Raw genomic sequence first — 24,277 nt, forward strand, 5'->3', positions numbered from 1 at the left:
GGGCGGTACGCATCGCCAACTCCGGCGGAACCCGCGGGTGACTCCGAGAATCAGCGGCGGGACCCCAATGGACGGACGCATTCACCCGCGCGGCTCAAAAGGGGAGGGGGAGGGTGTTCAGTAGCAGGGCTTGGATCCGGCCTTCACGGTGAGGTGCAGGCCCGTGAGCCGGAAGGTCGCCGCCTTCACCTCTCGGGTCGACTGCCGCAGGTGATCGATGCGTACGGTGTCGGCCTGCTGTCCGAAGACTCCCGCAAGGGAACCGGAACCGTCTTCGAAGGTCGAGGCATCCTGGCCGATGACGATGTTGTGGAACTCCGCGTCGCCGCCGAGGTCGTCGGTGTGGACGACGAGATGGTCCGCGTGCGCGGGCTTGCCGCCCCCGCCGGCGCCGATCCGCAGGGTGGTCTCGCCGACGACGGGGAGCTTGACGACCATCGACTGGCACAGGTTGTACAGGTCGGCCGAGTCGATCCCGGCGATGGCCTCCGGGTACGTCTGGGACTTCGACCGGTCCGTCGCGACGTACTGGGTGAACCCGGTGCCTTCCAGCCGGTCGGCGGTGATCTTGAGGTTCTGTCCCGAAATCGCCATGGACTGGGCCGAGACCGCGAGCGAGACAGGGAGTATGCCGCTGCCGACCCCCACCAGGAGCAGCGCGGACACCACCAGCGTCGGCACCATCACCAGGCCGAGCCGCCCCCACCGGGTGTGACCCGCGGGGCGGGGACCGGGCTCAGGGAACGTCATCACTGCCTCCCCGGCTCGAGCGGGGCCGAGCGGGGGTGGGACACCACCTGCGCCGCTGGCTGCGGCCGTCGGGCCACAGCCTCATTGCAACCTGCGGTGTGGGGGTCGGCAACCGGAGCCGGTTCGCAGTGAGCAACCCAGACTTCGGGCGCCCGGGAACGGCCAGCGCGCCTCGCGTGGTCTTTCTCCCCCGGTTTCGTCTGGGGTTGGATGGGCCTGGCCCATGCCCGCAAACATTGAGGTCAGAGATGCATTTCACGACTCGTCCCACCCTCCAGGGCACCTTCGGGATGGTTTCCTCCACCCACTGGCTGGCTTCGCAGTCGGCGATGGCCGTCCTGGAGGACGGCGGCAACGCGTACGACGCGGCCGTGGCCGGGGCGTTCGTGCTGCACGTCGTCGAGCCGCACCTCAACGGGCCCGGCGGTGAGGTGCCGATCCTGCTCGCCCCGGCGGGCGGCGAGGTGCAGGTGCTGTGCGGCCAGGGCGTTGCACCCGCCGGAGCGACGGTCGCGCACTACCGGGGACTCGGGCTGGAACTCGTCCCCGGCACCGGGCCGCTTGCCGCCGCCGTGCCCGGGGCGTTCGACGCCTGGATGCTCCTGTTGCGCGACCACGGCACCAAGCCCCTCGCCGAGGTCCTCAAATACGCCATCGGGTACGCCGAGCACGGGCACGCGCCCGTGGAGAACGTCGGCGCGACCGTCGAGTCGGTACGGCAGCTGTTCGAGACGGAGTGGACCTCGTCGGCGGAGGTCTACCTGCCGGGCGGGAAGCCCCGCGCCCCGGTGAGCTGCTGCGCAACCCCGCGCTCGCCGCCACCTGGAAGCGACTGCTCGCGGAGGTTGCCGGGGCGGGGGACCGGGTCGCGCAGATCGAGGCGGCGCGGGAGGTCTGGCGGTCCGGGTTCATAGCCGAGGCCCTGATACGGCAGGCGCAGCGGCCCACCATGGACACCAGCGGCGAACGCCACACCGGCACCCTTACGGCCGCCGACCTCGCCGGCTGGTCCGCGACCTACGAGGCAGCGGCGACCTATGACTGGCACGGCTGGACCCTGTGCAAGGCCGGCCCGTGGAGCCAGGGCCCGGCCTTCCTCCAGCAGCTCGCTCTACTCCCGCCCGAGTTGCCCGAGTACGGGTCCGCAGACTACGTCCACCTGCTGATCGAGGGCTGCAAGCTCGCCATGGCCGACCGGGAGGCCTGGTACGGGGACGCCGCCGAGGTCCCGCTCGACGAGCTGCTGTCGGCGGACTACAACGCGGCCCGGCGCGACCTCGTCGGCGACAAGGCCTCGTACGAGCTGCGTCCCGGCAGCCCTGGCGGGCGGACCCCGCGGCTGAGCGGGCACGCGCGCGTGGTCGTCTCCGACGACCCTGGGTTCGACCCGATGGGCGCAGGTGAGCCGACGGTCGCCAAGCCGACCACGTCCCCGGTGCCGGGTGAGCCACGCGCGCGTGCCGGGGCTGCATTTCCCCGGGGGGCAACCCCCGGGCGGCCGGCAGAAAAGCAGGCAGGCCCCCATGACCGGCTCGGACGTCGCGACGCAGACCTGAGTGAACCCGAGGTGCGCGCCGACGGCGCCACCCGCGGCGACACCTGCCATCTCGACGTCGTCGACCGTTGGGGCAACCTGGTCGCGGCCACGCCCAGCGGCGGCTGGCTGCAGTCCAACCCAGTCGTGCCCGAGCTGGGCTTCCCGCTCGGCACCCGGCTGCAGATGACCTGGCTGGAGGAGGGCCTGCCGAACTCGCTGACGCCCGGCCGCCGGCCCCGCACCACCCTCACGCCCTCGATCGCCCTGCGCGGCGGCGTCCCGGTCATGGCGTTCGGCACCCCCGGCGGGGACCAGCAGGACCAGTGGCAGCTGCACTTCTTCCTGGCCGTCGCCCTGCGCGCACCGGTCCGCGGCGGTCTCGACCTGCAGGGCGCCATCGACGCCCCGAACTGGCACAACGACGGCTTCCCGGGGTCGTTCTACCCGCGCGGCATGCGGCCGGGAAGCGTGACGGTCGAGTCCCGCACGGACCCCGGCGTCGTCGAGGAACTGCGGCGCCGCGGGCACGACGTGACCGTCGGCGACCCCTGGTCGGAAGGACGGCTGTGCGCGGTCGCCCGGGACCCGGAGACCGGCATCCTGTCCGCCGCCGCGAACCCGCGGGGCATGCAGGGGTACGCGGTCGGTCGCTGATCGCGCACCGGGCCGCCGACCGAGCATGCCGAGTTCACGCCGATTCCACCGGGGATCCACCGGCACGGCGGGGATTGTCAGTGGCGCGTGCTCTCATGGAGCCATGATCGAAGACAAGGAAACCATCGACGAGTTTCTCGCCCGCCACTCGGCCGACGTGGAGGAGGCGGTCCGCAAGGCCGCCGCGGCCGAGATCATGCCCCGCTTCCGCCGACTGGCCGCGCACGAGGTCGACCAGAAGGCGGGACCTCACGACCTGGTGACCGACGCCGACCGCCTCGCCGAGCAGTACCTCACGGACACCCTCGGTGCCCTCCTGCCCGGTTCGGTCGTGGTCGGCGAGGAGGCGGTGCACGCCGACCCGGTGACGTACGAGGCGATCCAGGGCGACGCCCCGGTCTGGATAGTCGACCCGGTCGACGGGACACGCCAGTTCGTGCGCGGCGAATCCGGATTCTGCACGCTGGTCGCCCTCGCGCACCGCGGAGTTCTGCTCGCCTCCTGGACCTACGCACCCGCGCGGGACCAACTGGCCACGGCCACAAGGGGCCAGGGCGCCTTCCTCGACGGCGAGCGGCTGTCCGCGGGCTCGCCCGTCCCCGGCCAGGACCTCCAAGTGGCCACCTCCCACCCGGACTACACGACCGACGAGCAGAAGCGCGCCCTGCTCGGCCTGCGGACCGACGGTGTCGCGTTCCGGTCCTGTGGCTCGGCGGGCCTCGAGTATCTCGCCATAGCCCGCGGCGAGTTGGATGCCGTCGCCTTCTCCTGGGAGGCGGCGTGGGATCACGCGGCGGGAATCCTGCTGGTCGAGGAGGCGGGCGGCGCCCACCTCACCCTCAGCGGGGAGCCCTTCCGCATCAAGGGGGGCAACGTCCTTCCGTTCACGGCCGCACGCGACACGGCGACGGCCCACCGGGTGCACGGGCTGCTGTCGGGTACGACCTGATCCAGGCACCCGTTCAGGCCGGCCCAGGGGCCTGATCAGCGTGGACCACCCGCCGCCGGAGACTGTCAGTGCCCCGGCATATCCTGATCCTCAGAGGCCATCGGCTGACGAAGGGGTCCGAAGGTGCCGTCGATGCTCGATGCTGTCGTGGTGGGTGCGGGGCCGAACGGCCTGACGGCCGCCGTGGAACTGGCCCGCCGCGGCTTCTCCGTAGCGGTGTTCGAGGCCCGCGACACCGTCGGCGGAGGAGCCCGTACCGAAGAGCTCACCCTGCCCGGCTTCCGGCACGACCCGTGCTCCGCGGCCCACCCCCTCGCCATCAACTCCCCGGCGTTCCGCGCCATGCCCCTGGAGCGCTACGGCCTGGAGTGGCTGCACGCCGAGCTGCCCATGGCGCACCCCTTCACCGACGGCACCGCCGCCGTGCTGTCCCGCTCCGTCGCGGAGACCGCCGCATCCTTCGGCCCACGGGACGCGGGTGCCTACCGCAGGCTGGTCGCGCCCTTCCTCCCCAAGTGGGACACCCTGGCCCGCGACTTCATGTCCCTGCCGCTCACCGCGCTCCCGCGCGACCCGGTGACCCTCGCCCGCTTCGGCCTGGTCGGCCTGCCCCCGTCGACCTGGCTGACCCGCCGCTTCCGGGACGAGCGGGCGAAGACCCTGTTCGCGGGCCTCGTCGCGCATGTGATGGCGCCGCTGAACGGCTTCGCCACGGGCGCCATCGGTCTGGTCTTCGCCCTCGCCGCACACGCTCGCGGCTGGCCCGTGGCCCGCGGCGGCTCCCAGTCCATCTCCGACGCGCTCACCGCGTACCTCAAGGACCTGGGCGGCCTGGTCCACACGGACTACGAGGTCAAGCGCCTCGACGACCTGCCGCCCGCCCGCGCATACGTCTTCGACACCTCACCCACCGCCCTGGCCCGCATCGCGGGCTTCGGCCGCTACTACGAGGGCTACAAGTACGGCCCCGGAGTCTTCAAGGTGGACTACGCGCTGGACGGCCCGGTGCCGTGGACCGCCGAGGAGGCCCGCGCCGCCGGCACCGTGCAGATCGGCGCGGACAGCGCGGAGATCGGCGCCGCCCTGACCGCGGCCTCCCGGGAGGGCAGAGCACCCGACAAACCCTTCATGATCACGGTCCAGCCCGGTGTCGTCGACCCCAGCCGTGCCCCCGAGGGCAAACAGGTCTTCTGGGCCTACGGTCACGTCCCCAGCGGCTGGACCGGCGACCTCACGGAGGCCATGGAGCGCCAACTTGAGCGCTTCGCCCCGGGGTTCCGTGACCGCGTCCTCGCCCGCGCCACCGCGGGCCCGCCCGAACTCGCCGCCCGCAACGCCAACTACATCGGCGGCGACATCGCCTCCGGCGCGGTCTCCGGACTCCAGATCCTGCTGCGCCCCAAGCTCTCCCTCTCCCCGTACAGCACCCCCCACCCGGCAGTCTTCATCTGCTCGTCGGCCACCCCACCCGGGCCCGGGGTACACGGCATGTCCGGGCACAACGCCGCGAAGGCGGTCTGGAGAAGGCTGAGGCAGACATGACGCCGACCATCACGCTCGCCAAGGGCGACATCACCCGCGAGAGCGCCGACGCGATCGTCAACGCCGCGAACTCGTCCCTGCTCGGCGGCGGAGGCGTCGACGGTGCCATCCACCGCCGGGGCGGCCCTGCGATCCTCGAGGAGTGCCGCAAACTCCGCGCCTCGCAGTACGGCAAGGGCCTGCCCACCGGCCAAGCGGTCGCCACCACCGCGGGCGAGCTCGACGCACGCTGGGTGATCCACACGGTGGGCCCGGTCTGGTCGTCCACCGAGGACCGCTCGGAGCTGCTCGCCTCCTGCTACCGGGAATCACTGCGCGTGGCCGACGAGCTGGGTGCCCGGACGGTCGCGTTCCCGGCGATCTCCACTGGCGTGTACCGGTGGCCGATGGAGGATGCCGCTCGTATCGCGCTGGGGACGGTGAGGGACACACCGACCGCCGTCGACGAGGTGCGGTTCGTCCTCTTCGATGACCAGGCGTATGACGCGTTCGCACGCCAACTGGGCTGAGGGAAACCACGGTGGCGCTCGACCTCGACGTGATCCACGCGTGGTGGTCGTTACGAAGCCTGCGGGTGGTTCGCCGGCTGGTCGAGCACGGTTTCGACATAAGGTTCAGCACCCCCTCGGCCACGAGAGCTTCCGGAAGCAAGTGCGGTGAACGGCGACATCACCGAGAACGACGACGACGTCGATACGCCGCCTTGGGCCGGCGAGGCGCCCGCCACCACGGACCCGGAGTGAGCGGACTGACCTCCGGTGCGGGCAGTGCGGGCGGTCGTGGCCCTCTACCTGAACTTTGGCCCCGTGCTGCCGCGGGCATGGCAGCTTCGCGACCCCCGGGGACGGCTGGGCAACTCGTCCAGGCCCTCCGGCAACCCAGAAACGGCCGGAGCGTCACATGGGCGTCACGAGCTGCAGCGCGCGCTCGCCCTGACCGCCGCACGAGCAAACTCAAGTGCCCCTTCGAGGGACCCAGCGGCGCCGGATCTGCTCCATGAACAGGGGGGACTCTGGGCGTGGCTCCATTGCCGCTGGAGGGAAGCGGCGAGGGACATGAGGAACGAGCCGGAGGTTAACCGACTGCATGCATAGTGCAATCATGTAGGCCTCCGGCCCTCCGAAGAAGTGCCGCTCCGCTGACCTGATCGGCTGCAGCGCCATGGGTTTTGTCGTTCCTCCACAGCGCGGCCGATGAGTTTGTGGCTTCCGGCCGGTCCAAGCTCGTGACACCCCAGGAAAGGACACCGCCATGTCGGAGCTTCTCGTCGACTTCATCACCTCCCTCGACGGCTACGCATCGGGAGAGGGATGGCCCGGGTTCTGGGGCCTCGAGGGCCCGGAGTACCTCGCATGGCTCGGCGAGCAGCCCGAGGCCACCTACCTGATGGGAGCGAACACCTACCGCCTGATGTCGGGCTTCGCCGCAGGCGAGGTCCCGAAGGGCCAAGACGAGTTCAGGCCCGAAGAAGAGGCGTCCGTCGACGAGCTCACGCAAGCGTCCAAGGTGGTGTTCTCCTCCTCACTCGAGGAGCCACTGACGTGGGCCAACTCCACACTCGTCCGCGACGACGCCGTCGAGGCGGTCCGGGCCATGAAGTCGAGTGGTTCGGGGCTCCTCAGCACGATCGGCAGCCTCAGCCTGTGCCGGTCCCTGCTACGAGCCGGACTCGTCGACCGCTTCCGGGTCGTGATGTTCCCGGTGATCACCGGGGCCACGGGCGAAGAACGCATCTACGACGACTATCCGGACGTTGCCCTCGAGATGATCGAGCACCGCACCTTCGACGGCCGCATCCAGCTGGTCGAGTACAAGCCCCGCGTGCTCGAGCACCCGCCGCTCGGCGTCCCTGCGTGACGTCGCCCCGTCCGCCCGTCTGGACGGCCGCCGGGCCGGCGCCGGCGGGCGCGGAGCAAGACCTGATAGAGGGCGAACGGCCAACATCAGGACGCCCGGTCCAGGGGCGCGTGTTCCTGGGGGCGGGGGTTGGTTCAAGGGGACTTGCCGTACCCGGCGTCGCGGAACTCCTCACCGCTCCTGACGGCGACCTGGCGCCGTGCCGATCCCTTGCCCGCCGACGTCCCCGCGGGCGCGGCGGTGCAGCACACCGCCGACTGGGCCATGCTCCACCATGCCCTGCGTACGGTCGACTCCGACGCCCTGCACGCCCCGGTCCGGTCCGAGCTCCGTGCCGTCCTGCGTGAACTCGCCCCGGTTCTGCGGCAGAAGGGCGGCGGCCACCACGAGGAGGCGGCCGAGCTGATCACGGCCTACCCGGCCGCCCCGGACTCCGTCCGGCTCGACCTGCCTCCGCGTGTGCCGCCGGGGGCGCCCAACTGAAGCCCCGGCCACTCGGGAGTGGAGCAGGAGCGTGAAACGACCAGCGGGCCCACGAGGCGTTCGCCGCGCAGGCCCGCCGGGCCGTCAGCCGTCGATCCGATGCTCAGCCGTCGATCCGACGCTCAGCCGTCGATACGGTGCGTGCTCCAGAAGGACGTCAGGTCCGTGGTCGTCGCGGCCTGCGCGGCCGCCTTGAACTCGGCCGTGGTCGAGACGCCGTACCAGTGTGAAGTGGCGTAGTCCTTCAGCAACTTGGTCATCGCCGTGTCGCCGATCAGCCGTCGCAGGTCGTGCAGGGCGCACTTGCCGTAGCCGTAGACGACGGTGGAGTAGCGGGACGAGTGGGCGTCCCAGTAGGCCATGGAGTTGGTGATCTTCTCCGCGGACGAGGCCCAGGAGACGCTGTTCCAGCAGCTGGTGCCGGCCTTGCCGAGCGCCAGGTCGGTGGCGTAGTCGGTGAACGCCTCGTCCAGCCAGGGGTTGTTGTACTCGTCGTCGCCGACGATGCCGTACCACCACTGGTGACCGATCTCGTGGGTGAGCGCGGTGGTGCTGACGAGGTCGAGGACGAACCCGGGGTACTCCATGCCGCCGAACCAGTAGTTGTTGTCGATCACCGCGTCCAGCTCGCCGTACGGGTATGCCCCGAAGCGCGCCGCATGGGCGTCCACGGCCGACTTGGCGGTGCTGAGCATCGACTGGGCGTCGGAGGAGCTGATGCCCGAGACGGAGTAGATGTTGATCGCGGTCCCGGCCGTGGAGGTGCCGGAGATCTTGCTGAACGGGCCGGCCGCCCAGGCGAAGTCACGCACCTTGGAGGCGTTCGCGGTGGTAACGGTACGGCCGCTGGAGCCTGGCGTGTCGGTCGAGGTGCCGGTGGCCGGGACCAGCAGGGTGCTGGGGTGGTCGAGAGTCACCTTGAAGTCGGCGGCCAGGGAGTAGAACGACTCGCCGTTGTTGGTGTACGGGTCCAGGTGCCAGCCCGATCCGTCCTTGACCGCGAGGACGGGCAGCGCGTTGCCGATGAAGCTGAAGGCCCCGTCGTGGCCGAAACGGTCCGCGCCGCTGGGCACGGTGATGCCCAGGTCGAAGCCGATCGTGGCGGACTGCCCCTGCGCCAGCGGTGTCGGCAAGGTGATCTGCAGGGCCGTGCAGCCGACGGACAGCGAGCCCGCCGTACCGCCGCTGACGTTGGTGACCGTGATCGGCATGGCGTCGCAGGTGCCGTGGTAGTTGTCCCACAGCCTCAGGTACACCTCGCTCAACGCGGTCGAGGAGGCGTTGGTGAAGGTCGCGCTCTCGTGACCGGTCCACACGGTGCCGCTGGTGTTGCTGCTGAGGCTGACCGTGTACGAGGGCGTGGCGGGCGTGCGTGTGGAGTCCGCCGGCGGGGTGCTGCTCCCGGAGGTGTCCAGGGCGATGTCGTCGAGGACGAAACTGGTCTGCAGGCTGGAGTCCTCGGTGCCGGTGAAGGCGAGGGTCACGGTCTGGCCGGCGAACGCCGAGACGTCGAGCGTCTTCTTCACGTACCCGGTGTTCTTGTCGAGGTTCGAGTACGTCGCCAGCGTCGTACCGCCGATCTTCGCCGTCAGCTTGTCATACGCGATGGACGAGGTCGTCTCGGTGGTGTCGATGTGGAGCCAGAAGGAGATGGTGGCGGTGCTGCACCCGGACGGGATCGTGACGCTCTGGGAGAGGGTGTCGGTGTGGGTGCCGCCCGTTCCGTCCAGCCAGGCGTAGCTCGTGCCGCCGTGTGCGGTCTGGCCGGAACGGCTGGTGATGACGCTCGTCGAGGACTGGGTCCACGGTGAAGTGCCGCTCTCGAAGCCGCCGTTGGTGACCACCTGCGCCGGGGTGCAGGCTGCCGCGGCCGACGGGGCGGCTGCCGCAGGGGCGGCGGGCAGGGAGACGGCGGCCAGCGCGGCGACTGCCAGTGCGCGCACGGCGATGGATCTGTGGGGGGTCTTTCTCACGCGAAACTCCTTTGCGGCGGCCGGGATCCCGGCCTGCTCGGTGCCGCCCGGTCGGCTGGGGTGCGCCTGGGGGCGGCAGTGGGCTGCGTGTATCGGTGGTGCGACCGCTGTAGCGTGGCAGATTTGTCGGGGGCATGCCATGAAAAGGGGGTAAAGCGGGGTTGGGGTGATCGCCGGGAAATCGCCACCGAGGGGGAGGACCATGGGCCTCGGGGACGGCAGTCTTCGCCTGTCGACGAGAGGACCGGCTGGTTATGGCACGGGTCGGAGTGAACGGCGTGGAGCTCTACTGCGAAACGGCCGGGGACGGCGATCCACTGGTCCTGGTGCACGGATCATGGGGCGATCACAACAACTGGACCCCGGTCCTCGGCGCTCTCGCGGAGCGATTCCGGGTTCTCGTCTACGACCGGCGCGGACACAGCCTCAGCGAACGCCCGCCCGGGCAGGGGAACCGCACCGAGGACGAGGACGACCTTGCGGCACTGATGGAGACCCTGGGGTACGCGCCGGCATACGTGGCGGCCAACTCCTTCGGAGCCTCGACCGCACTGGGCCTGGCCGCCAGACGTCCCGAACTCTTCCGGGGGCTCATCGCCCACGAGCCTCCGCTTCTGGGCATCGTGGCCGACGTACCCGAGCTGCAGCCGCTGATGACGGACGCCGCGAAGAAGATCGAGTCCGTGATCGCCCACCTGCGCGCGGGCGAAACCCTGGCGGGAGCACGCGAGTTCGTGGAAGAGGTCGCGCTGGGCCCCGGCATGTGGGAGCGGCTGCCGGACCCGGTCCGGGAGACCTTCCTGCGCAACGCCCCCACCTTCGCCGACGAGCAGTCCGATCCGAACTGGGCCGGCCTCGACCTCGACCGCCTCGCCGGCTACACCGGGCCCGCCCTGCTGTCGAAGGGCACCGAGAGCCCGCCGTGGTTCGCCACCATCGTCAGCCGGCTGTCCGCGGCCCTGCCGCAGGCACGGACGCACACCTTCGAAGGCGCGGGGCACATCCCTCATGTGACGCATCCGGACGATTACGTCGACCTCGTGACCGGTTTCGTCGAAGGGGCGGCCCGCCGGTCTCCGTGACCCTTGGGGCTACGGGGCTACCAGGTCTGAGCGGAGTCAGTCGCCGTCGCCGAAGGCCGCCTGCCCCTGCTGTCCCTGCTCACCCTGGGCGACCTCGATGCCGGTGTGCAGATCGGTGGCCGCGTCCAGAGCCGCCGTCGCCGATACGGCCACGCACGCGAGGAGCAGGCAGGCCAGGGACCGGGGGAGCAGGCGGGTGGCGGGCGCGGGGGTGCTCAGGAGGGCGGTGACACGGCGGGGGACCGGGCCCGCCGTGGCGGTCAGCGACAGGCGGGGGCGGGCGGAGGAGCCTGCCGCACGGGCCGCAAGGGCGGCGCGGCCGACGGCTCGGGCGGTGAGCGCGCGGTCCCCCGTCGCCTGCGCCGCGGACTCGTCCGCCCAGCGCTCCAAGGCGTACGAGAGGGGCGCGCGCAGACCGCGCAGGGCGGGGTGCAGCGCGACGGCGAGCTCGGCGGCCGCGAGGAAGACGTGGTGGCGGCCGGTGAGGTGGGCGCGTTCGTGGGCGAAAAGGACCTCGCGTTCGTCGGCGCTGAGGGCGCGCAGCATTCCGGTCGTCACCACGATGCGGCCGGGCCGTCCGGGCAGGGCGTCGGCCTCGGGCCGGTCGTCGTGCCGTACGCAGAGGTCGCCGGCGCTCGTCCCGCTGGGGAACTGGCGGTGTGCGGCGCGCAGTTCGCGCAGGTGGCGGCGGGTCCGGTCGAGGACCAGGACGCCGAGAGCGGTCAGCGCGAGGGCCGCGAGGACTGCGGCGGGCACGGTGGCGGGCGAGCCGTCGCCCAGCAGATGCGCGGAGAGGTGGGCCGCCCGGGCGACGAAGGACAGCCGCAGCGCGCCGGCCAGGGCGAGCATGCCCAGCGCCGCCGTACTGGAGAGGGCGAGGACCAGCGCGAGAGCCGTCAGCGCCCCGGCGGCCGTCCGCGGCCGCAGCTGCTCGGCGCCACGCCGGGCCACGGGCACGGCGAGGAACGGCATGAGCAGCGGGAGCCACACGGCGTAGATCACGGGTTTCCTCCAGGGGCCACCGGACCGTAGTCGACCAGCCTGCGCGCCGCAGCCGACAACAAGATCCGTAAGGCGCTGTTCACACGCTGTCCTCACCGCCCTCGGGGCCGCCCTCCAGGAGCGTGCGCAGGAGTTGTTCGTCCTCGGGGCTCAGATCGGAGACGAAGCGGGCGAGGACGGTGCCGCGGTCCTCGTCCTTGTCGAGTTCGGCGTGCATACGGCGGGCGGTGAGACCGGGGGAGTCCTGGGCCGGGGCGTAGGCGTAGCCGCGGCCGGAGCGCGCGCGGGTGACCGCGCCCTTGGCGTGCAGACGCGTGAGGATCGTGGTCACGGTGGTACGGGCGAGACCGCCGCCGAGCTCCAGCTGGACGGCGCCGGGCGTGAGCGGTGCGTCGGCGGCCCACAGTGCGGCCAGCACGCTCGCCTCGAGCTCGCCGGCCGGCCGGCGGTCCGTGCGCCCGTCGACCGGGCCGCCGGCCGGCTCGTCAATCTGCCCCTCGGGCATGGGAACACTCCTCGGCTCCGATTCGTCTACAGTTCAGTAGACGGTCTACATGACTGTAGTCGCTAGGTGCGGGTCCGTGCCCGCTCCGTCCACGTTCCAGTATGAGAGGGGTCGCCTCCGTGGCAGTTGCCCAGTTCGCCGTCGCCCAAGCGGTGAACGTCCTGGATGCCGGATCCCTGCTGTCCGCCTTCGGCGCGCTCGGCATCGCGGTCGTCATGTTCGCCGAGACCGGCCTGCTGGTCGGTTTCTTCCTGCCCGGCGACTCCCTGCTGTTCACGGCCGGGCTGTTGTGTGTCCCCGGCGTCCGTGGATCCGTGCACCTGTCGCTTCCGCCGGTGCTGGCCGCCGCGGTGGTCGGCGCGCTGCTCGGTGCCCAGACGGGGTACTGGCTCGGGCGGCGGGGCGGCCGCGCGCTGCTGGCCCGCAGCCGTGCGAAGAAGCTGCACGAGGGCGCGGCGCGGGCCGAGGAGCTGCTCGGGCGCTACGGGCATGCCAAGGCGGTGGTCCTGGCCCGCTTCGTGCCGGTGGTGCGCACGGTGCTGAACCCCCTGGCCGGTGCGCTCGACGTGCCGGTGCGCGTCTTCACCCTGTGGCAGGTGATCGGCGGGCTTGTCTGGACGGTCGGTCTGGTGCTGGGCGGCTACGCGCTGGGTTCCTCGGTGCCGAACGTCGACCGCTACCTGCTGCCGCTGGTCGCGCTGGTGGTCCTCCTCTCCCTCACCCCGATCGCTCTCGAGGCCCGGCGCGCACGTGCCCGCCGCGCCTCCGAGGGGACCCCCTCGTGACCGGCCTCGCCTGCGGCGACGCCACGGTGGACGGCGGCGCGTACACCTGGATCACCGGCCTCGCCCGCCATACCCCGCACGCCGTGAACACGGTGATCGCCGTCTGGTCGGACTACGGCCTCGCGCTGTTCGGCGTCCTGATGCTCGCGGCGTGGTGGCGGGCCCGCAGCGCGGGGGAGGCAAGGATGGGCCGGGCGCTGGCGGCACCGGTGGTCGTGGTGGTCTGTTACGCGGTCGACGTACTGGTCAAGTCGGCCGTGGCCGAGCGCAGACCCTGCCGGACGCTGCACACCGTGACGGTCGAGGCGTGCCCGGCCGCGGGCGTCTGGTCGTTCCCCAGCAACCATGCGGTGGTCGCCGGAGCCGCTGCGGTGGCGCTGTGGCTCGCGCACCACCGCCTCGGCCCGATCGCGGCCGTGGCCGCCGTCCTGATGGCCGCCTCCCGGGTCTGGACAGGCGCGCACTATCCGCACGACGTGGCCGTCGGGCTGGCATTCGGGGCGGCCCTCGCCTGGCCCCTCATGCTCCTGGCGGACCGGGCCGCCCCCCTCGTCGACCGCGCAGCCGCCACTCGGCTCAGGCCGCTGGTGACGGCTTCATGACGGGGCCGGAGGGGGAGCGGGACGTGCGGGGCGGGGGTTCGGCTGGAGCTGGGGGCGCTGCTCGACGTGGCGCCGGCGCGGGACACGATGGGCGTGTCGGCGGAAATCCGAGCGGGCGAGGGCCGAGCGCCAACCGGAGCGGGCGCGGGCCGGGGCGAACCGGCACAGGGCCGGGCGTGCACCGGACCGGTCAAGGTCCGGGGCTGGACTGGACCGGACGGGGGTCGGGCTTGCACCGGACCGGACGAGCGCCGGTGCTGCTCGCCGTCGTCTGTGCCCTGCTGTTCGCTGCCCTCGCGACCGCGGTGGCCCTGCGCCACGGCGCTCTCCTGCCCGGGGACGCGGCGGCCCACGCGTGGGGGCTTGCGCACCGGCCCCCGGAGGCGGTCGCGCTCGCGCGCGGGATCACGGGGACGGGGACCGGGCCCTGGCCCTACGTAGTCGTCGTGATCGCCGGGTTCCTCGCGGGGAGCACCGCACGTGAGCGGATCCGGACCGCCCTCGTCGTCCTGATCGTGCTGGTCGCCGGGCAACTGGTCCGCACCGGCCTGATGGAACTGTTCGCGCGGGCCCGCCCGGACCCTGCTGACTGGGCGACGCATGCGTCCGGCTTCGCGTTCCCCTCCGGTCACGCCACCACCTCGGCCCTCACCGCCGGTCTGCTGTGCTGGGCGACGACTCGTCGCGCCCGCGTGGATCTCGCCCGTACGACCTGCATGCTCGCGGTGTGCTGGGCGGTAGCGGTCGGCCTGACCCGCGTGTACCTCGGGGTGCACTGGGCCAGCGACGTCATCGGCGGCTGGCTGCTCGCTGCCGTGTGGCTGAGCCTGTGGTGGGGCTGGGCCCGCCGGCTGCCCGCGGAGTCGAGCGGGCGCGATGGGCCCGGGGCGCCTGGTGCGGGTACGGCGCCGGATGCTTCGGACGCGCCACCGTCCTAGGAAACCCCCACCCACCGCCCCGCGCCCCACCCCCAACCCCCGCACACCGCCCAACCGATACCGCACAACCGCCGATGGAGGACCATGCCCCCCAAGATCCTGGTCGGAGCGGGCCTGGGGCTGCCGCTGGCACGGCGCCTGGCCCGCTCCGCGTGGGGCGAGGTCTCCTACGACCCCGAACTCACCCCTGGTGCACGCTTCGTGGTCAGACTGCCGTCCGGGTGACGCCGCCCGCAGGACGCCGCTCGCGTGCGTGGGCGTACCCCATCAGCCCGACCAGTACGGCCAGCAGAACCGCCGAAGATCCAGCCGTGCCGAGGTCGAGGCCGCCCTTGGAGACGGGCTTGGTGAGGAAGTCGCCGGCCGTCGCACCGAGCGGCCGGGTCAGCACGAACGCGAACCAGAACAGCAGCACGTTCGGCACCATGGGCGTCTTCATCAGGGCGACCAGGACGGCGAGCACCCCGCCCACGAGCAGCGCACCGCCGGCATAGCCGAGGCCGGAGCTGTCGGAGAGGAAGTCGCCCATGGAGGTGCCGAGCGTGTTGGACACGAGGATCGCCGACCAGAACAGCGCCTCGCCGCGGAAGGTGACGATGTCCCGGATGACGAACGTCATCCCGGTCAGCTTCCACACGGCGAAGATGACGGCCAGGAGCGAGATCAGGGTCGCGGCGCCCGCCGGATAGCCGAGGCCCAGGCCCTGCGGCCCCCAGCCCAGCGAAGTGGCGCCGCCCGAAAGGTACTTGGTGCTGGCGTCGCGGTTCATGAAGTCGGACATCGTGGCGCGCCGGCCATGCTGGTCGACAGGATGACGGTCCAGTAGAGGAACGGGTTGTAGCGCCGCGACCTGAGCTGGACGACCAGCGTCACGACGAAGACCAGGAACAGGGCGATCGTGGTCAGGAAGTAGCCGAGCTTGAGGGTCTGCGAGAAGAGGTCGCCCGCTGTCTCACCGAGGGTGGTCGCCGCGATCTTCATGATCCAGAAGGCAAGGGTGACCTCCGGGAGCTTCTTCAGTACATCGCGCCGGCCGACGGCGTCGAGGTCGCTGAGGACCGTCGACTCCGCCGCCTGTGTGGGGGGTTGCCGGGTCATGTGGTGGGAGCTCCTGTCGTCGTTGTGGTTCGGTGACGTCCTTGCGGGTGATCGCGAGGAAGACGACCAGGCCGAGGATCACCGTGAGGAACAGCGCGCTCGTCACCACGGTGCCAAGGCCCAGGCCGCCGTCCCCGGTGGGCTGGGAGAGGTGGTCGCTGACCGAGGCGCCCAGCGGGCGGGTCAGGACGTAGGCGATCCAGAAGCTCCACACCGCGTCCGGGCCGAGCGCGAAGCGCGCGACGGCGACCGCGGCGATGGTCGGCGCGAACAGTACGGCGGAGACCCAGTAGCCTCGTTCAGCAGGTCGGCCGCCGTCTCGCCGACGGTGGTGCACGGCACCTTGATCACCCAGAAACATACGGTGACTTCGGGAACCTTGTTCAAACGCAGCCGCGATCGGCGGCAGGTGGGTGGCGCGGCGGCGGTGCCGTGCGCATACGACGCAGCGGCCTGAGCTGTCCCGGACGTATCTGATGTCATACGGCCGACGCTGTCACCGGAAACCTGAACGCATCCTGACTGCGGTGCCCTCACAGGGCTCTCGAACGGACCAGTCCGGCCAGCACCAGCAGCCCCGGCACCAGCGGCAGCCAGACGGTCAGCAACCGGTAGCCGAGCACGGCCGACACGCTCGCCGAGCCCGGGGCGCCCGCCGTGGTGAGCGCCCAGGCGAGCGCGGCGTCCAGTGAACCGAGGCCGCCGGGGGTCGGCAGCAGGACGGCGGCGCTGCTCGCGGTGAGGTAGGCGAGCGCGATTCGCCCGGCGGGAAGAGGTACGTCCAGGGCGTGGACCACGGCGACCACGACCGCCGCGTGCAGGGCCGCGAAGGCCAGCGAGCCGCCCCACAGGGCCGCCGCCCGCCGAGGGTTCTCGTGCACGGCACGTACGTCGGCCGTCGCGCAGGCCAGCGCCCGCCGCAGACGCGTCCGCCGCACGAGCAGCACGGCCACGGGCAGCGCCGCCGCTGCCGCAAGCGCGCCGGCCAGCAGCTTCGGTCCGCCCACCGACGGCAGCCGCAGCACGCCGGGGCAGGCCAGGGCGAGCACCGCCATCAGGGCGATCCGCACGACGGCTCCGGCGGTGGATTTGACCGCGAGGGCCGTGGCCGCCCGGCCGGGTGGCAGCCGGCAGCGCATCAGGAACCGCACATTGACCGCTCCCGCGCCGAGCCCGGCCGGCAGTAGATGGTTTGCCGCGGACGCCGCGAACTGCACCGTCACCAGCCGCCCGGCGGGCAGCGCCTCGCGCACCGCGCCCTGTTGCGCGAGTGCCGCGCACGCCCAGGTCAGCAGGGTGAGCAGGGCTGCCAGCAGCAGCCAGCCGCGGTCGGCGACGGCCAGGCGGTCGACGCCCGAGTCCAGTACGGGCCAGTGCAGGGCGGCGAGGCCTGCGGCGCCCGCGGTGACGACGAGCGCTGCCACCGAATGCCATGGCGCGAAGCGCTCCTTGGGCTGTGCCGCTGCGCGGCTCCGCCGTGGGGCCGCGATATGCCGTCGGTCGTCTGCGGCTTCGTCGTGGCTGGTCGCGCCCCGCAGCGGAGCCGCAGATTGATACAGCCCCGCGCCCCTTTGGGGCGCTGCCGAGCCGCACGGGCCTCCGCCGACGGCGTTCGTACGTGCCGTCCCGTTCACGGACGTGGTCATCCCTGACCGCCCTTCCGTACGGCACCGGGAGCGAGGTACGCATAACCGCCCGTCAAACGGTGTGGCTGCCACGTGCGGGCGTACGGCGGCGGGTGGACAAGGTGCGTGGTGAGAAGAGCTACCGGCATCCGGTGGGCCGTTCGGGCGAGTTCCGCGCCCGTGGTGTTGGCGTCGTGGCCGCCGGTGTGGGCGGAGGCGCAGCCCGCGGCGAAGGCGACCGGTACGGATTCGGCCCCGGTGACCAGGCATGGTGGGTGTACGCCGAGACGGCGCAGGTCGGCGGCGGTACGGCCCCAGACCCGGTGGTCGGCGGTGGTTCGGGACACGGCGCGCTCCAACACGGCGAACTGGACGGCCAGATGGCCCGCGAGCCCCACGGCCATCAGCGTCACGGCCACCGTCCGCCAACGCCCGCTCGGCGCGGTGACCAGACGGGCCAGGGCGTCCGCGACCGGGATCGCGAGCAGCGCGTAGGCGGGCAGCAGGAAGCGGGGTGCGGCGTAGCCGATCAGGAAGAGGTACGGCACGGCAGCGGTCGCCGCGCAGGCCAGCGGCAGCAGCGTGGCCGTCGTGCGGCGGGCCCGTACCGCGATCACCAGCGCGGCGGCGGCGAGGAGCGGCAGGACGACCCACCAGGCGATCACCGGCGGGCTCGCGATCGCCCCCGTGCAGGGGCGGCACAGGGCCCGTCCGCCGAGGCTGCGCAGCTGGTCGGCGACGGCGTTGTGCAGGCCCAGGCCGCCCTGGATGCGGGAGCCCGCAGCCAGCCGGGCGCCGACGCCGCCGTAGTCGACGTACGCCTCGACGATCCACTCGGTCGCCCCCGCGGCAAGGCCGGTGACCAGAGTCGTCAGCAGCCGCAGGTGGCGGCGGGGGCGGACGCACAGCACGAGCGCGAGCAGCGGAAGCGTGACCCAGACCGCGTCCGTGGGCCGCATCCACGCCATCAGTGCCGTACCCGCGGCCACGCCCCACAGGGCGCCGCGCCGGCCGCGGTCGGCGCGGGCATGCAGGAAGAAGCCCACGGTGGCCGACGCGCCCACGGCCACCCAGTAGTTGGGCATGGCCTGCGGGCCGTAGAAGAGGGTGATCCACAGCGAGGCGAACAGGGCGCCGCCGGCCGCGATCACCCGTACCGGGAACAGGCCCCGCCACGCTCGCAGGGCCCAATACAGACCGAGCCCGGACAGGACCGCCAAGTACACCCGCAGCAGCGCGGTGGACGACGACCAGGAGGCGACGGGAGCCACCAGCAGGGTGATGCCGCGGGCGCGCGGTGCGCTGAAGAAGGCTGCCGGGGCGTGCGTGCTCACCTGGCTGACGTACACCGCCTCGTCCCAGCCCAGGCCCATCCCGGGCCGCACCAGGGCGAGTTGGAGCAGTGTGAAGGCCGCCGCCACGGCCGCGAGCCACCACTCGCCCGCAGAGCGCCACGGCGGCCGGGCGGCCGGCGGCGGCCCGTGCTGGGTGGCGCGGGCCGGAGCGGCGTTGGAGGTCCTCGTCATCGTTCACCCATCCAGCCCTACAGGTTGTAGGGTTGATCTCACCCTACAGGCTGTAGGTCGGTGCGAAACCGGAGCTGGGTAAGGGGTCGGTGTGACTTGGTGACCGTTGGACCCTACGCGCCGTAAGGTGGTGGCCATGGCAGGCACGACTTCCCGAGGCAGGGGCGAGCGACGCAGCCCCGGTGAGCTGGAGAGCGAGGTCCTCGCCACCCTCTGGGCGACGGACCGGGCCCTCACGCCTGCCGAGATCCAGGCCGACCTCGGCGGTGACCTCGCCTACAACACCGTGCACACGATCCTGCGGCGGCTGCACGACAAGAGCCTCGTCCTGCGGGACGCCGACGGCCGGCGCGGCGCCTACCGCCCGGCGAAGAACGCGGCGCAGATGACGGCCGAGGCCATGCACCAGGCCCTGGACCGTGGCCCCGACCCGATAGCCGCCCTCCAGCAGTTCGTCACGGGCCTGAGCCCGGCGGAGGAGGCCGCGCTGCGCGCACTCCTCGGCGAGAGCGGTGCGTGAGGCGGCAGCCGCAGGCGCAGTGGCAACGGGAGCAGCGGGCGAAGGGAGGCGGGGCGGGACATGAGGATCGACGTCTACACCCCGCTCCTGCTGTCCCTGCTGCTCGCCTTCGTCAGCCCGCAGGTCGGCCTGCGCCTCGCGCCCGCTCCGGCGGCCCGGGCCCTGACCGCGGCCGCCGTCCTCGCCGCGGGCGCCACCACCTGGGCGCTGGTCCTGCTGACCGTCACGCTCGTCGACGAGGCGCCGCCGGTCGTCGCCGACGCCCGTGAGGACGGCCGGGTGCTGCCCGATCCGGTCCCCGAAGTCGTCGCCCTCGCCGCGCTCGCGGTTCTCGCGGTCGCCGCCTGCCGGGTCCTGCGGGCCGTCCGCGCCGAACGCGCCACCCGCCGCACCCTGCGCCGCCTGTGCGAGGGCCACCCGGACGGCACCGAACTCGTCGTCGCGGCCTCACCGACCGCGCAGGCGTTCGCGGTGCCCGGAACCCCGGGCCGGATCCTGGTCACCTCCGCCATGCTCGCGGCCCTGCGCCCCGCCGAACGCCGTGTCCTGCTCGCCCACGAGCGGGCCCACCTCGCCCATCGCCACTCCCTGCTCGTCCACGCGGTCACTCTCGCCGCGGCGGCGAACCCGCTGCTCGTGCCGGTGCGGACGACGGTCGCCTACCTGGTGGAGCGCTGGGCCGACGAACAGGCCGCCACCGCGGTCGGCGACCGCCGGACCACGGCCCAGGCCCTGGCCCGAGCCGCCCTTGTCGCCCACCGCCCCGGCTGTGCACTGCACTTCTCCGACCGCGCCGTCACCCGCCGCGTCGCCGCCCTGCAGACGGCCACGCCGCCCCACCTGCGCCCGATCGCCGCGGCGGTACTGGCCCTCGGAGTCCTGCCCGCACTCGGCGCGGCGGACGCTACGGGGGATCTGCTGCAGCTTCTGGGGAGCGCGCTGACGTAAGGCGGGCACCTGCCCGCGCTGATGGCGGCCATGCGCTCGCCTGGACTGGACGGGGGCGGGTGCTTGCCCGGCCCGGATGGCGGGTGGGCTCTTGCCCGGAGCGGGCGGGGGAGTGCCTGCCCGCTCCGGTTGGGGGCGCGGGTGCTTGCCTGGTCCGGGCGGCGGGCGGGCTCTTGCCCGGAGCGGGCGGGGGTGCTTTCCCGGGTCGGACGGGGGCGGGGGTGCTTGCCTGGTCCGGGCGGCGGGCGGGCTCCGGCCTGGAGCAGGCGGGGGGTGCTTTCCAGGGTCGGACGGGGGCGCGGGTGCTTGCCTGGTCCGGATGGCGGGCGGGCTCTCGCCGGGAGCGGCGGGGCGGGTGTTTGCCCGGGTCGGTCGGGGGCGCGGGCGCTTGTGCCTGGCGAAGGAGGCGGTGCGGGTCGGACGGGGGGCGGCGGGTGCTTGCCCGGGTCGGAGGGGGGCGGGTGTTTGCCCGGGCCGGAGGCATGCGCTTGTGCGGAGCGGACGGGGGCGGGAGCTGCCCCAGCGTGGACAGCGTCTGCGAGCTGCCCGGCCTGGGCGGCGCGAACAGCGTGCGTCATGCGGTCGGCGCCGCACCCGCCTCAGCGCGCCCCGGCCGTCCCCTCCGTACGCCCGCCGCAACCGCCGCCGCCAGGCCCCCCAACACGACCGCCAACGCCCCGAACCCGTACGTCAGGGTCGCTGCGGCTGCCACCGCCGCCACCAGCAACGGCCCGCCCGCATCCCCCAGTTCGCGCCCGAGTTCCGCCGCGCCCATCGTCTGCCCGAGCCGTTCCTGCGGGGCGGCCGAGGCCAGGGTCGCGAAGCCCAGTGGGGTGATCAGGCCCGTGCCGGTGCCGATGAGGGCGGCGGCGAGCAGGACGCCGGTCAGGCCGGGCAGCATCGCGCAGGCCAGCCCGGCCGCCGCGAGCAGCAGCCCGGCGGTGAGCCCGGCGCCCGCGGTGAGCCGTCCCGCGTCCATGGCCCGCCCGGCACGCGGCTGTACGACCGCCGCGCAAGCGGCCAGCACCGACACCGCGGCACCCGTCGCCACCGTCCCGAACCCCGCCACCGCACCGGACACCGGCAGAAAGCCCACCCCGGCCGACAGCGCGGCGGTGGCCCCCGCGAGCGCGGCCGTCGGCACGAGAAACGCCTGGTCCGTCAGCCGCCGCGCCAGATCCAGCACCGTCTGCCGGGCGCGGGGGAGCGGTGCTACGACGGGTACGGCGACCAGCGCCCACACCGCGACGGCGGCACCGAGCAGCGCCAGTACGGCGAACAGCAGCCGCAGCCCGCCCGCCCACACCAGCACCCCGCCCAGCAGCGGCCCGAGCGTGTAGCCGACGGACTTGTAGAAGCCGTAACTCCCGAAGACCCGCCCGTGCTTGGCCGCGGGATTGAGTCGCGCCACCAGCGCGGACGCGGCCGGCGAGAACGCGGACGCCGCCGCCCCCTGCCCGAGCCGCGCCGCCCACAGCCACCCCGGGCTGTCCGCGAGGACGTACACCGCGGACGCGGCGGCGAACGCCACCAGCCCGCCGAGCAGCACCGGCCGCGCCCCGACCCGGTCGGCCACCGTGCCGAACACCGGCTTCAGCACGACCTCCGCACCGTCGTACAGCGCGAGCAGACCACCCAGGACGAGCAGCGAGGTGACCGCGCCCTTTCCGGCACCCCCGAGGTTCGCGGCGATACCGTGCGCCCCGAAGGCGGTGGTGAACCCCGCCGCGTACAGCGGCCACATCGGTCGCTGCCGTCCACGGTCCATGGAGGGCAGCGTACCCATCACGCACCTTGAAGAGCAGAGGGTGATCCGGACCGCTCCAGCCCACACCACCTTGATGTCGGATTCTCGCCAGCCCCCGCCCCGCCCATCGCCGATGCTGGACGCATGCAGAACGGGATGCACACAGACCGAGAGCGCTGCGTACGCGCCGTCCAGTCCAAGGACGCCCGCTTCGACGGCTGGTTCTACACGGCGGTCCTGACCACCCGCATCTACTGCCGGCCCAGCTGCCCGGTGGTACCGCCCAAGCCCGAGAACATGACCTTCTACCCGAGCGCGGCCGCCTGCCAGCAGGCCGGATTCCGGGCCTGCAAGCGCTGCCGCCCCGACACCAGCCCGGGCTCCCCGGAGTGGAACCGGCGCGCCGACCTCGTGGCCCGCGCCATGCGCCTGATCGCCGACGGCGTCGTGGACCGCGACGGCGTCCCCGGCCTCGCCGCCCGCCTCGGCTACAGCACCCGCCAGATCGAACGCCAGCTGCTCGCCGAACTCGGCGCCGGCCCCCTCGCCCTGGCTCGCGCCCAACGCGCCCAGACCGCACGCCTGTTGATCGAGACGACCGCCCTCCCCATGGCGGAGATCGCCTTCGCCGCCGGCTTCTCCTCGATCCGCACCTTCAACGACACCGTGCGCGAGGTCTTCGCCCTCGCCCCGAGCGAACTGCGGGCCCGGCTGCCCAAGAAGAGGAACCCCCAGTCCGCCACGCCGGGCACGCTCACCCTCCGCCTGCCGTTCCGCACCCCCCTCAACCCCGACAACCTCTTCGGCCACCTCGCCGCCACCGCCGTACCCGGCGTGGAGGAGTGGCGCGACGGCGCCTACCGCCGCACCCTCCGCCTCCCCTACGGCCACGGCATCGCGACCCTGGCCCCCGAGCCCGACCACATCGCCTGCCGCCTCACCCTCAGCGACCTGCGCGACCTGCCCGTCGCCATCAGCCGCTGCCGCCGCATGCTCGACCTGGACGCCGACCCGGTCGCGATCGACGACCAGCTCCGCACGGACCCCCTCCTCGCCCCGCTGGTCGACAAGGCCCCCGGCCGACGCGTCCCGCGCACGGTCGACGAGGCGGAGTTCGCCGTACGTGCCGTGCTCGGTCAGCAGGTCTCCACGGCCGCTGCCCGCACCCACGCCTCCCGCCTGGTCACGGCGCACGGCGACCCGATCGACGACCCCGAGGGCGGCCTCACCCACCTCTTCCCCACTCCCGAAGCACTCGCCGCACTCGACCCCGAGTCCCTGGCCATGCCCCGCACCCGCCGCACCACCTTCACCACCCTGGTGCGCCAACTCGCCGATGGAACCGTCCACTTGGGCCCGGAGAGCGACTGGCCCGAAACCCGCGCCCAGCTCCTCGCCCTCCCCGGCTTCGGCCCCTGGACCGTCGACGTCATCGCCATGCGCGCCCTCGGCGACCCCGACGCCTTCCTCCCCACGGACCTCGGCATCCGCCGCGCCGCCCAGGACCTGGGCCTCCCGTCCACCCCGTCGGCCCTCACCGCCCGCGCGGCGGCCTGGCGCCCCTGGCGGGCGTACGCGGTCCAGTACCTCTGGGCGACCGACAGCCACCCGATCAACTTCCTTCCCGTATAAGGACGTTCGCGATGAGCCCCGTGAAGCACCACACCGTGATCGACAGCCCGTACGGCCCCCTCACCCTCGTAGCCGAAGACGGCACCCTCTGCGGCCTCTACATGACCGAACAGCGCCACCGCCCGCCGGAGGAGTCCTTCGGCGTACAGGACGACACGCTCTTCGGCGAGACGGAGGAACAACTGGAGGCCTACTTCGCGGGCGAGTTGAAGGAGTTCACCGTCGAACTCAGCCTGCACGGAACGCCGTTTCAACGTTCTGTCTGGGACCGACTCCGCAAGATCCCCTACGGCGAAACCTGTTCGTACGGCGACCTTGCCGAAGCCCTGGGCAACCCGTCCGCCTCCCGCGCGGTCGGCCTCGCCAACGGCAAGAACCCGATCGGCATCATCGTCCCCTGCCACCGAGTCGTCGGGGCCAACGGCAGCCTCACGGGATACGGCGGCGGCCTGGACCGAAAACGACGACTACTCGATTTCGAGCGGGGAACCGCCCTGTTCTAGCGGTAGGGCGTTTGAAATC

At 72.6% G+C, this 24,277-nt stretch carries 23 protein-coding genes and 3 pseudogenes; 16 read left to right on the top strand and 10 right to left on the bottom strand.

The features are described from left to right. Positions 1 to 117: 117 nt before the first annotated feature. A complete protein-coding gene (locus EDD92_RS37930; RefSeq protein ID WP_123968478.1) occupies positions 118 to 750 on the bottom strand; it encodes a DUF6230 family protein in 633 nt (210 codons plus the stop codon). Between the two features lie 248 nt (positions 751 to 998). Here EDD92_RS37930 and EDD92_RS37935 point away from each other — a divergent pair. The 7 genes and pseudogenes from EDD92_RS37935 (at position 999) to EDD92_RS37965 (ending at position 7,772) form a co-directional block, all read left to right on the top strand. Next, positions 999 to 2,941: pseudogene (locus EDD92_RS37935) on the top strand (gamma-glutamyltransferase family protein). 103 nt (positions 2,942 to 3,044) lie between these two features. Beyond that, on the top strand, positions 3,045 to 3,890 hold the full coding sequence (locus EDD92_RS37940) for an inositol monophosphatase family protein (protein ID WP_123968479.1): 846 nt from the start codon (positions 3,045 to 3,047) through the stop codon (positions 3,888 to 3,890). A gap of 132 nt (positions 3,891 to 4,022) precedes the next feature. After that, positions 4,023 to 5,432 carry an NAD(P)/FAD-dependent oxidoreductase gene (locus tag EDD92_RS37945; RefSeq protein WP_123968480.1) on the top strand — a complete coding sequence of 470 codons (1,410 nt, stop codon included), beginning with the start codon at positions 4,023 to 4,025 and terminating at the stop codon, positions 5,430 to 5,432. Continuing rightward, positions 5,429 to 5,941 (top strand): O-acetyl-ADP-ribose deacetylase, encoded by a 513-nt coding sequence (locus EDD92_RS37950; protein ID WP_123968481.1) that lies wholly within the window; start codon positions 5,429 to 5,431, stop codon positions 5,939 to 5,941. Before EDD92_RS37945 ends, EDD92_RS37950 begins: the two co-directional genes overlap by 4 nt. Positions 5,942 to 5,958: 17 nt before the next feature. Next, positions 5,959 to 6,039 (top strand): annotated as a pseudogene (locus EDD92_RS51595) (aminoglycoside phosphotransferase family protein); the annotation flags it as partial. Positions 6,040 to 6,683: 644 nt separating this feature from the next. Then, complete coding sequence (locus EDD92_RS37960; protein WP_123968482.1) at positions 6,684 to 7,289, top strand: dihydrofolate reductase family protein; 606 nt, start codon at positions 6,684 to 6,686, stop codon at positions 7,287 to 7,289. Between the two features lie 144 nt (positions 7,290 to 7,433). Further along, entirely contained in the window at positions 7,434 to 7,772 is a 339-nt protein-coding gene (locus tag EDD92_RS37965) for a hypothetical protein (RefSeq protein ID WP_123968483.1), read from the top strand. Between the two features lie 122 nt (positions 7,773 to 7,894). Here EDD92_RS37965 and EDD92_RS37970 read toward each other — a convergent pair whose 3' ends face one another. Then, a complete protein-coding gene (locus tag EDD92_RS37970) occupies positions 7,895 to 9,745 on the bottom strand; it encodes a M1 family metallopeptidase (RefSeq protein WP_123968484.1) in 1,851 nt (616 codons plus the stop codon). 254 nt (positions 9,746 to 9,999) lie between these two features. Between EDD92_RS37970 and EDD92_RS37975 the strand changes: the two genes are divergently transcribed. Then, on the top strand, positions 10,000 to 10,827 hold the full coding sequence (locus EDD92_RS37975; RefSeq protein WP_123968485.1) for an alpha/beta fold hydrolase: 828 nt from the start codon (positions 10,000 to 10,002) through the stop codon (positions 10,825 to 10,827). A gap of 36 nt (positions 10,828 to 10,863) precedes the next feature. On the opposite strand, the gene EDD92_RS37980 is transcribed toward EDD92_RS37975, so the two are convergent. Beyond that, positions 10,864 to 11,829, bottom strand: coding sequence for a M56 family metallopeptidase (locus EDD92_RS37980; protein ID WP_123968486.1), 966 nt, complete (start codon positions 11,827 to 11,829; stop codon positions 10,864 to 10,866). 79 nt (positions 11,830 to 11,908) lie between these two features. Continuing rightward, entirely contained in the window at positions 11,909 to 12,334 is a 426-nt protein-coding gene (locus EDD92_RS37985) for a BlaI/MecI/CopY family transcriptional regulator (protein ID WP_123968487.1), read from the bottom strand. A gap of 119 nt (positions 12,335 to 12,453) precedes the next feature. On the opposite strand from EDD92_RS37985, the gene EDD92_RS37990 reads away from it, so the two are divergent. The 4 genes from EDD92_RS37990 (at position 12,454) to EDD92_RS38005 (ending at position 14,884) form a co-directional block, all read left to right on the top strand. Continuing rightward, on the top strand, positions 12,454 to 13,119 hold the full coding sequence (locus EDD92_RS37990; protein WP_399184867.1) for a DedA family protein: 666 nt from the start codon (positions 12,454 to 12,456) through the stop codon (positions 13,117 to 13,119). Further along, a complete protein-coding gene (locus EDD92_RS37995; RefSeq protein ID WP_123968489.1) occupies positions 13,116 to 13,721 on the top strand; it encodes a phosphatase PAP2 family protein in 606 nt (201 codons plus the stop codon). Before EDD92_RS37990 ends, EDD92_RS37995 begins: the two co-directional genes overlap by 4 nt. A gap of 254 nt (positions 13,722 to 13,975) precedes the next feature. Next, entirely contained in the window at positions 13,976 to 14,659 is a 684-nt protein-coding gene (locus EDD92_RS38000) for a phosphatase PAP2 family protein (protein WP_260327038.1), read from the top strand. 84 nt (positions 14,660 to 14,743) lie between these two features. Continuing rightward, complete coding sequence (locus EDD92_RS38005) at positions 14,744 to 14,884, top strand: hypothetical protein (RefSeq protein ID WP_399185573.1); 141 nt, start codon at positions 14,744 to 14,746, stop codon at positions 14,882 to 14,884. Here EDD92_RS38005 and EDD92_RS51600 read toward each other — a convergent pair. The 5 genes and pseudogenes from EDD92_RS51600 to EDD92_RS38025 form a co-directional block, all read right to left on the bottom strand. Beyond that, complete coding sequence (locus EDD92_RS51600) at positions 14,865 to 15,428, bottom strand: hypothetical protein (protein WP_260327039.1); 564 nt, start codon at positions 15,426 to 15,428, stop codon at positions 14,865 to 14,867. The two genes, EDD92_RS38005 and EDD92_RS51600, sit on opposite strands and share 20 nt — an antisense overlap. Further along, positions 15,425 to 15,757 (bottom strand): hypothetical protein, encoded by a 333-nt coding sequence (locus EDD92_RS51605; RefSeq protein WP_260327040.1) that lies wholly within the window; start codon positions 15,755 to 15,757, stop codon positions 15,425 to 15,427. Before EDD92_RS51605 ends, EDD92_RS51600 begins: the two co-directional genes overlap by 4 nt. 19 nt (positions 15,758 to 15,776) lie before the next feature. Beyond that, positions 15,777 to 16,052 (bottom strand): annotated as a pseudogene (locus EDD92_RS52525) (hypothetical protein); the annotation flags it as partial. Positions 16,053 to 16,290: 238 nt separating this feature from the next. Next, positions 16,291 to 17,181, bottom strand: a complete 891-nt coding sequence (locus EDD92_RS38020) for a lysylphosphatidylglycerol synthase domain-containing protein (protein ID WP_123968491.1) — start codon at positions 17,179 to 17,181, stop codon at positions 16,291 to 16,293. A gap of 218 nt (positions 17,182 to 17,399) precedes the next feature. Beyond that, positions 17,400 to 18,908 (bottom strand): hypothetical protein, encoded by a 1,509-nt coding sequence (locus tag EDD92_RS38025; protein WP_260327045.1) that lies wholly within the window; start codon positions 18,906 to 18,908, stop codon positions 17,400 to 17,402. Between the two features lie 136 nt (positions 18,909 to 19,044). Between EDD92_RS38025 and EDD92_RS38030 the strand changes: the two genes are divergently transcribed. Both EDD92_RS38030 and EDD92_RS38035 read left to right on the top strand, forming a co-directional pair. Next, a complete protein-coding gene (locus EDD92_RS38030; RefSeq protein WP_099932381.1) occupies positions 19,045 to 19,428 on the top strand; it encodes a BlaI/MecI/CopY family transcriptional regulator in 384 nt (127 codons plus the stop codon). Between the two features lie 60 nt (positions 19,429 to 19,488). After that, entirely contained in the window at positions 19,489 to 20,376 is an 888-nt protein-coding gene (locus tag EDD92_RS38035) for a M56 family metallopeptidase (RefSeq protein WP_123968492.1), read from the top strand. 574 nt (positions 20,377 to 20,950) lie between these two features. On the opposite strand, the gene EDD92_RS38040 is transcribed toward EDD92_RS38035, so the two are convergent. Then, positions 20,951 to 22,120, bottom strand: a complete 1,170-nt coding sequence (locus EDD92_RS38040) for an MFS transporter (RefSeq protein ID WP_123970729.1) — start codon at positions 22,118 to 22,120, stop codon at positions 20,951 to 20,953. 159 nt (positions 22,121 to 22,279) lie between these two features. Between EDD92_RS38040 and EDD92_RS38045 the strand changes: the two genes are divergently transcribed. Both EDD92_RS38045 and EDD92_RS38050 read left to right on the top strand, forming a co-directional pair. Further along, positions 22,280 to 23,755, top strand: coding sequence for an AlkA N-terminal domain-containing protein (locus tag EDD92_RS38045; RefSeq protein WP_185124254.1), 1,476 nt, complete (start codon positions 22,280 to 22,282; stop codon positions 23,753 to 23,755). A gap of 20 nt (positions 23,756 to 23,775) precedes the next feature. Further along, positions 23,776 to 24,258, top strand: a complete 483-nt coding sequence (locus tag EDD92_RS38050) for a methylated-DNA--[protein]-cysteine S-methyltransferase (protein WP_123970730.1) — start codon at positions 23,776 to 23,778, stop codon at positions 24,256 to 24,258. Positions 24,259 to 24,277: the final 19 nt, after the last annotated feature.

The sequence above is a fragment of the Streptomyces sp. TLI_185 genome, assembly GCF_003814765.1.
Classification (GTDB): Bacteria; Actinomycetota; Actinomycetes; order Streptomycetales; family Streptomycetaceae; genus Streptomyces.

What these genes read in the sequence shown, in the direction of transcription:
- EDD92_RS37930 (WP_123968478.1), bottom strand. Translation starts at nt 750, where the DNA reads ATGACGTTCCCTGAGCCCGGTCCCCGCCCCGCGGGTCACACCCGGTGG.
- EDD92_RS37940 (WP_123968479.1), top strand. Translation starts at nt 3,045, where the DNA reads ATGATCGAAGACAAGGAAACCATCGACGAGTTTCTCGCCCGCCACTCG.
- EDD92_RS37945 (WP_123968480.1), top strand. Translation starts at nt 4,023, where the DNA reads ATGCTCGATGCTGTCGTGGTGGGTGCGGGGCCGAACGGCCTGACGGCC.
- EDD92_RS37950 (WP_123968481.1), top strand. Translation starts at nt 5,429, where the DNA reads ATGACGCCGACCATCACGCTCGCCAAGGGCGACATCACCCGCGAGAGC.
- EDD92_RS37960 (WP_123968482.1), top strand. Translation starts at nt 6,684, where the DNA reads ATGTCGGAGCTTCTCGTCGACTTCATCACCTCCCTCGACGGCTACGCA.
- EDD92_RS37975 (WP_123968485.1), top strand. Translation starts at nt 10,000, where the DNA reads ATGGCACGGGTCGGAGTGAACGGCGTGGAGCTCTACTGCGAAACGGCC.
- EDD92_RS37985 (WP_123968487.1), bottom strand. Translation starts at nt 12,334, where the DNA reads ATGCCCGAGGGGCAGATTGACGAGCCGGCCGGCGGCCCGGTCGACGGG.
- EDD92_RS38005 (WP_399185573.1), top strand. Translation starts at nt 14,744, where the DNA reads ATGCCCCCCAAGATCCTGGTCGGAGCGGGCCTGGGGCTGCCGCTGGCA.
- EDD92_RS51600 (WP_260327039.1), bottom strand. Translation starts at nt 15,428, where the DNA reads ATGAACCGCGACGCCAGCACCAAGTACCTTTCGGGCGGCGCCACTTCG.
- EDD92_RS51605 (WP_260327040.1), bottom strand. Translation starts at nt 15,757, where the DNA reads ATGACCCGGCAACCCCCCACACAGGCGGCGGAGTCGACGGTCCTCAGC.
- EDD92_RS38025 (WP_260327045.1), bottom strand. Translation starts at nt 18,908, where the DNA reads ATGACGAGGACCTCCAACGCCGCTCCGGCCCGCGCCACCCAGCACGGG.
- EDD92_RS38030 (WP_099932381.1), top strand. Translation starts at nt 19,045, where the DNA reads ATGGCAGGCACGACTTCCCGAGGCAGGGGCGAGCGACGCAGCCCCGGT.
- EDD92_RS38035 (WP_123968492.1), top strand. Translation starts at nt 19,489, where the DNA reads ATGAGGATCGACGTCTACACCCCGCTCCTGCTGTCCCTGCTGCTCGCC.
- EDD92_RS38040 (WP_123970729.1), bottom strand. Translation starts at nt 22,120, where the DNA reads ATGTGGCCGCTGTACGCGGCGGGGTTCACCACCGCCTTCGGGGCGCAC.
- EDD92_RS38045 (WP_185124254.1), top strand. Translation starts at nt 22,280, where the DNA reads ATGCACACAGACCGAGAGCGCTGCGTACGCGCCGTCCAGTCCAAGGAC.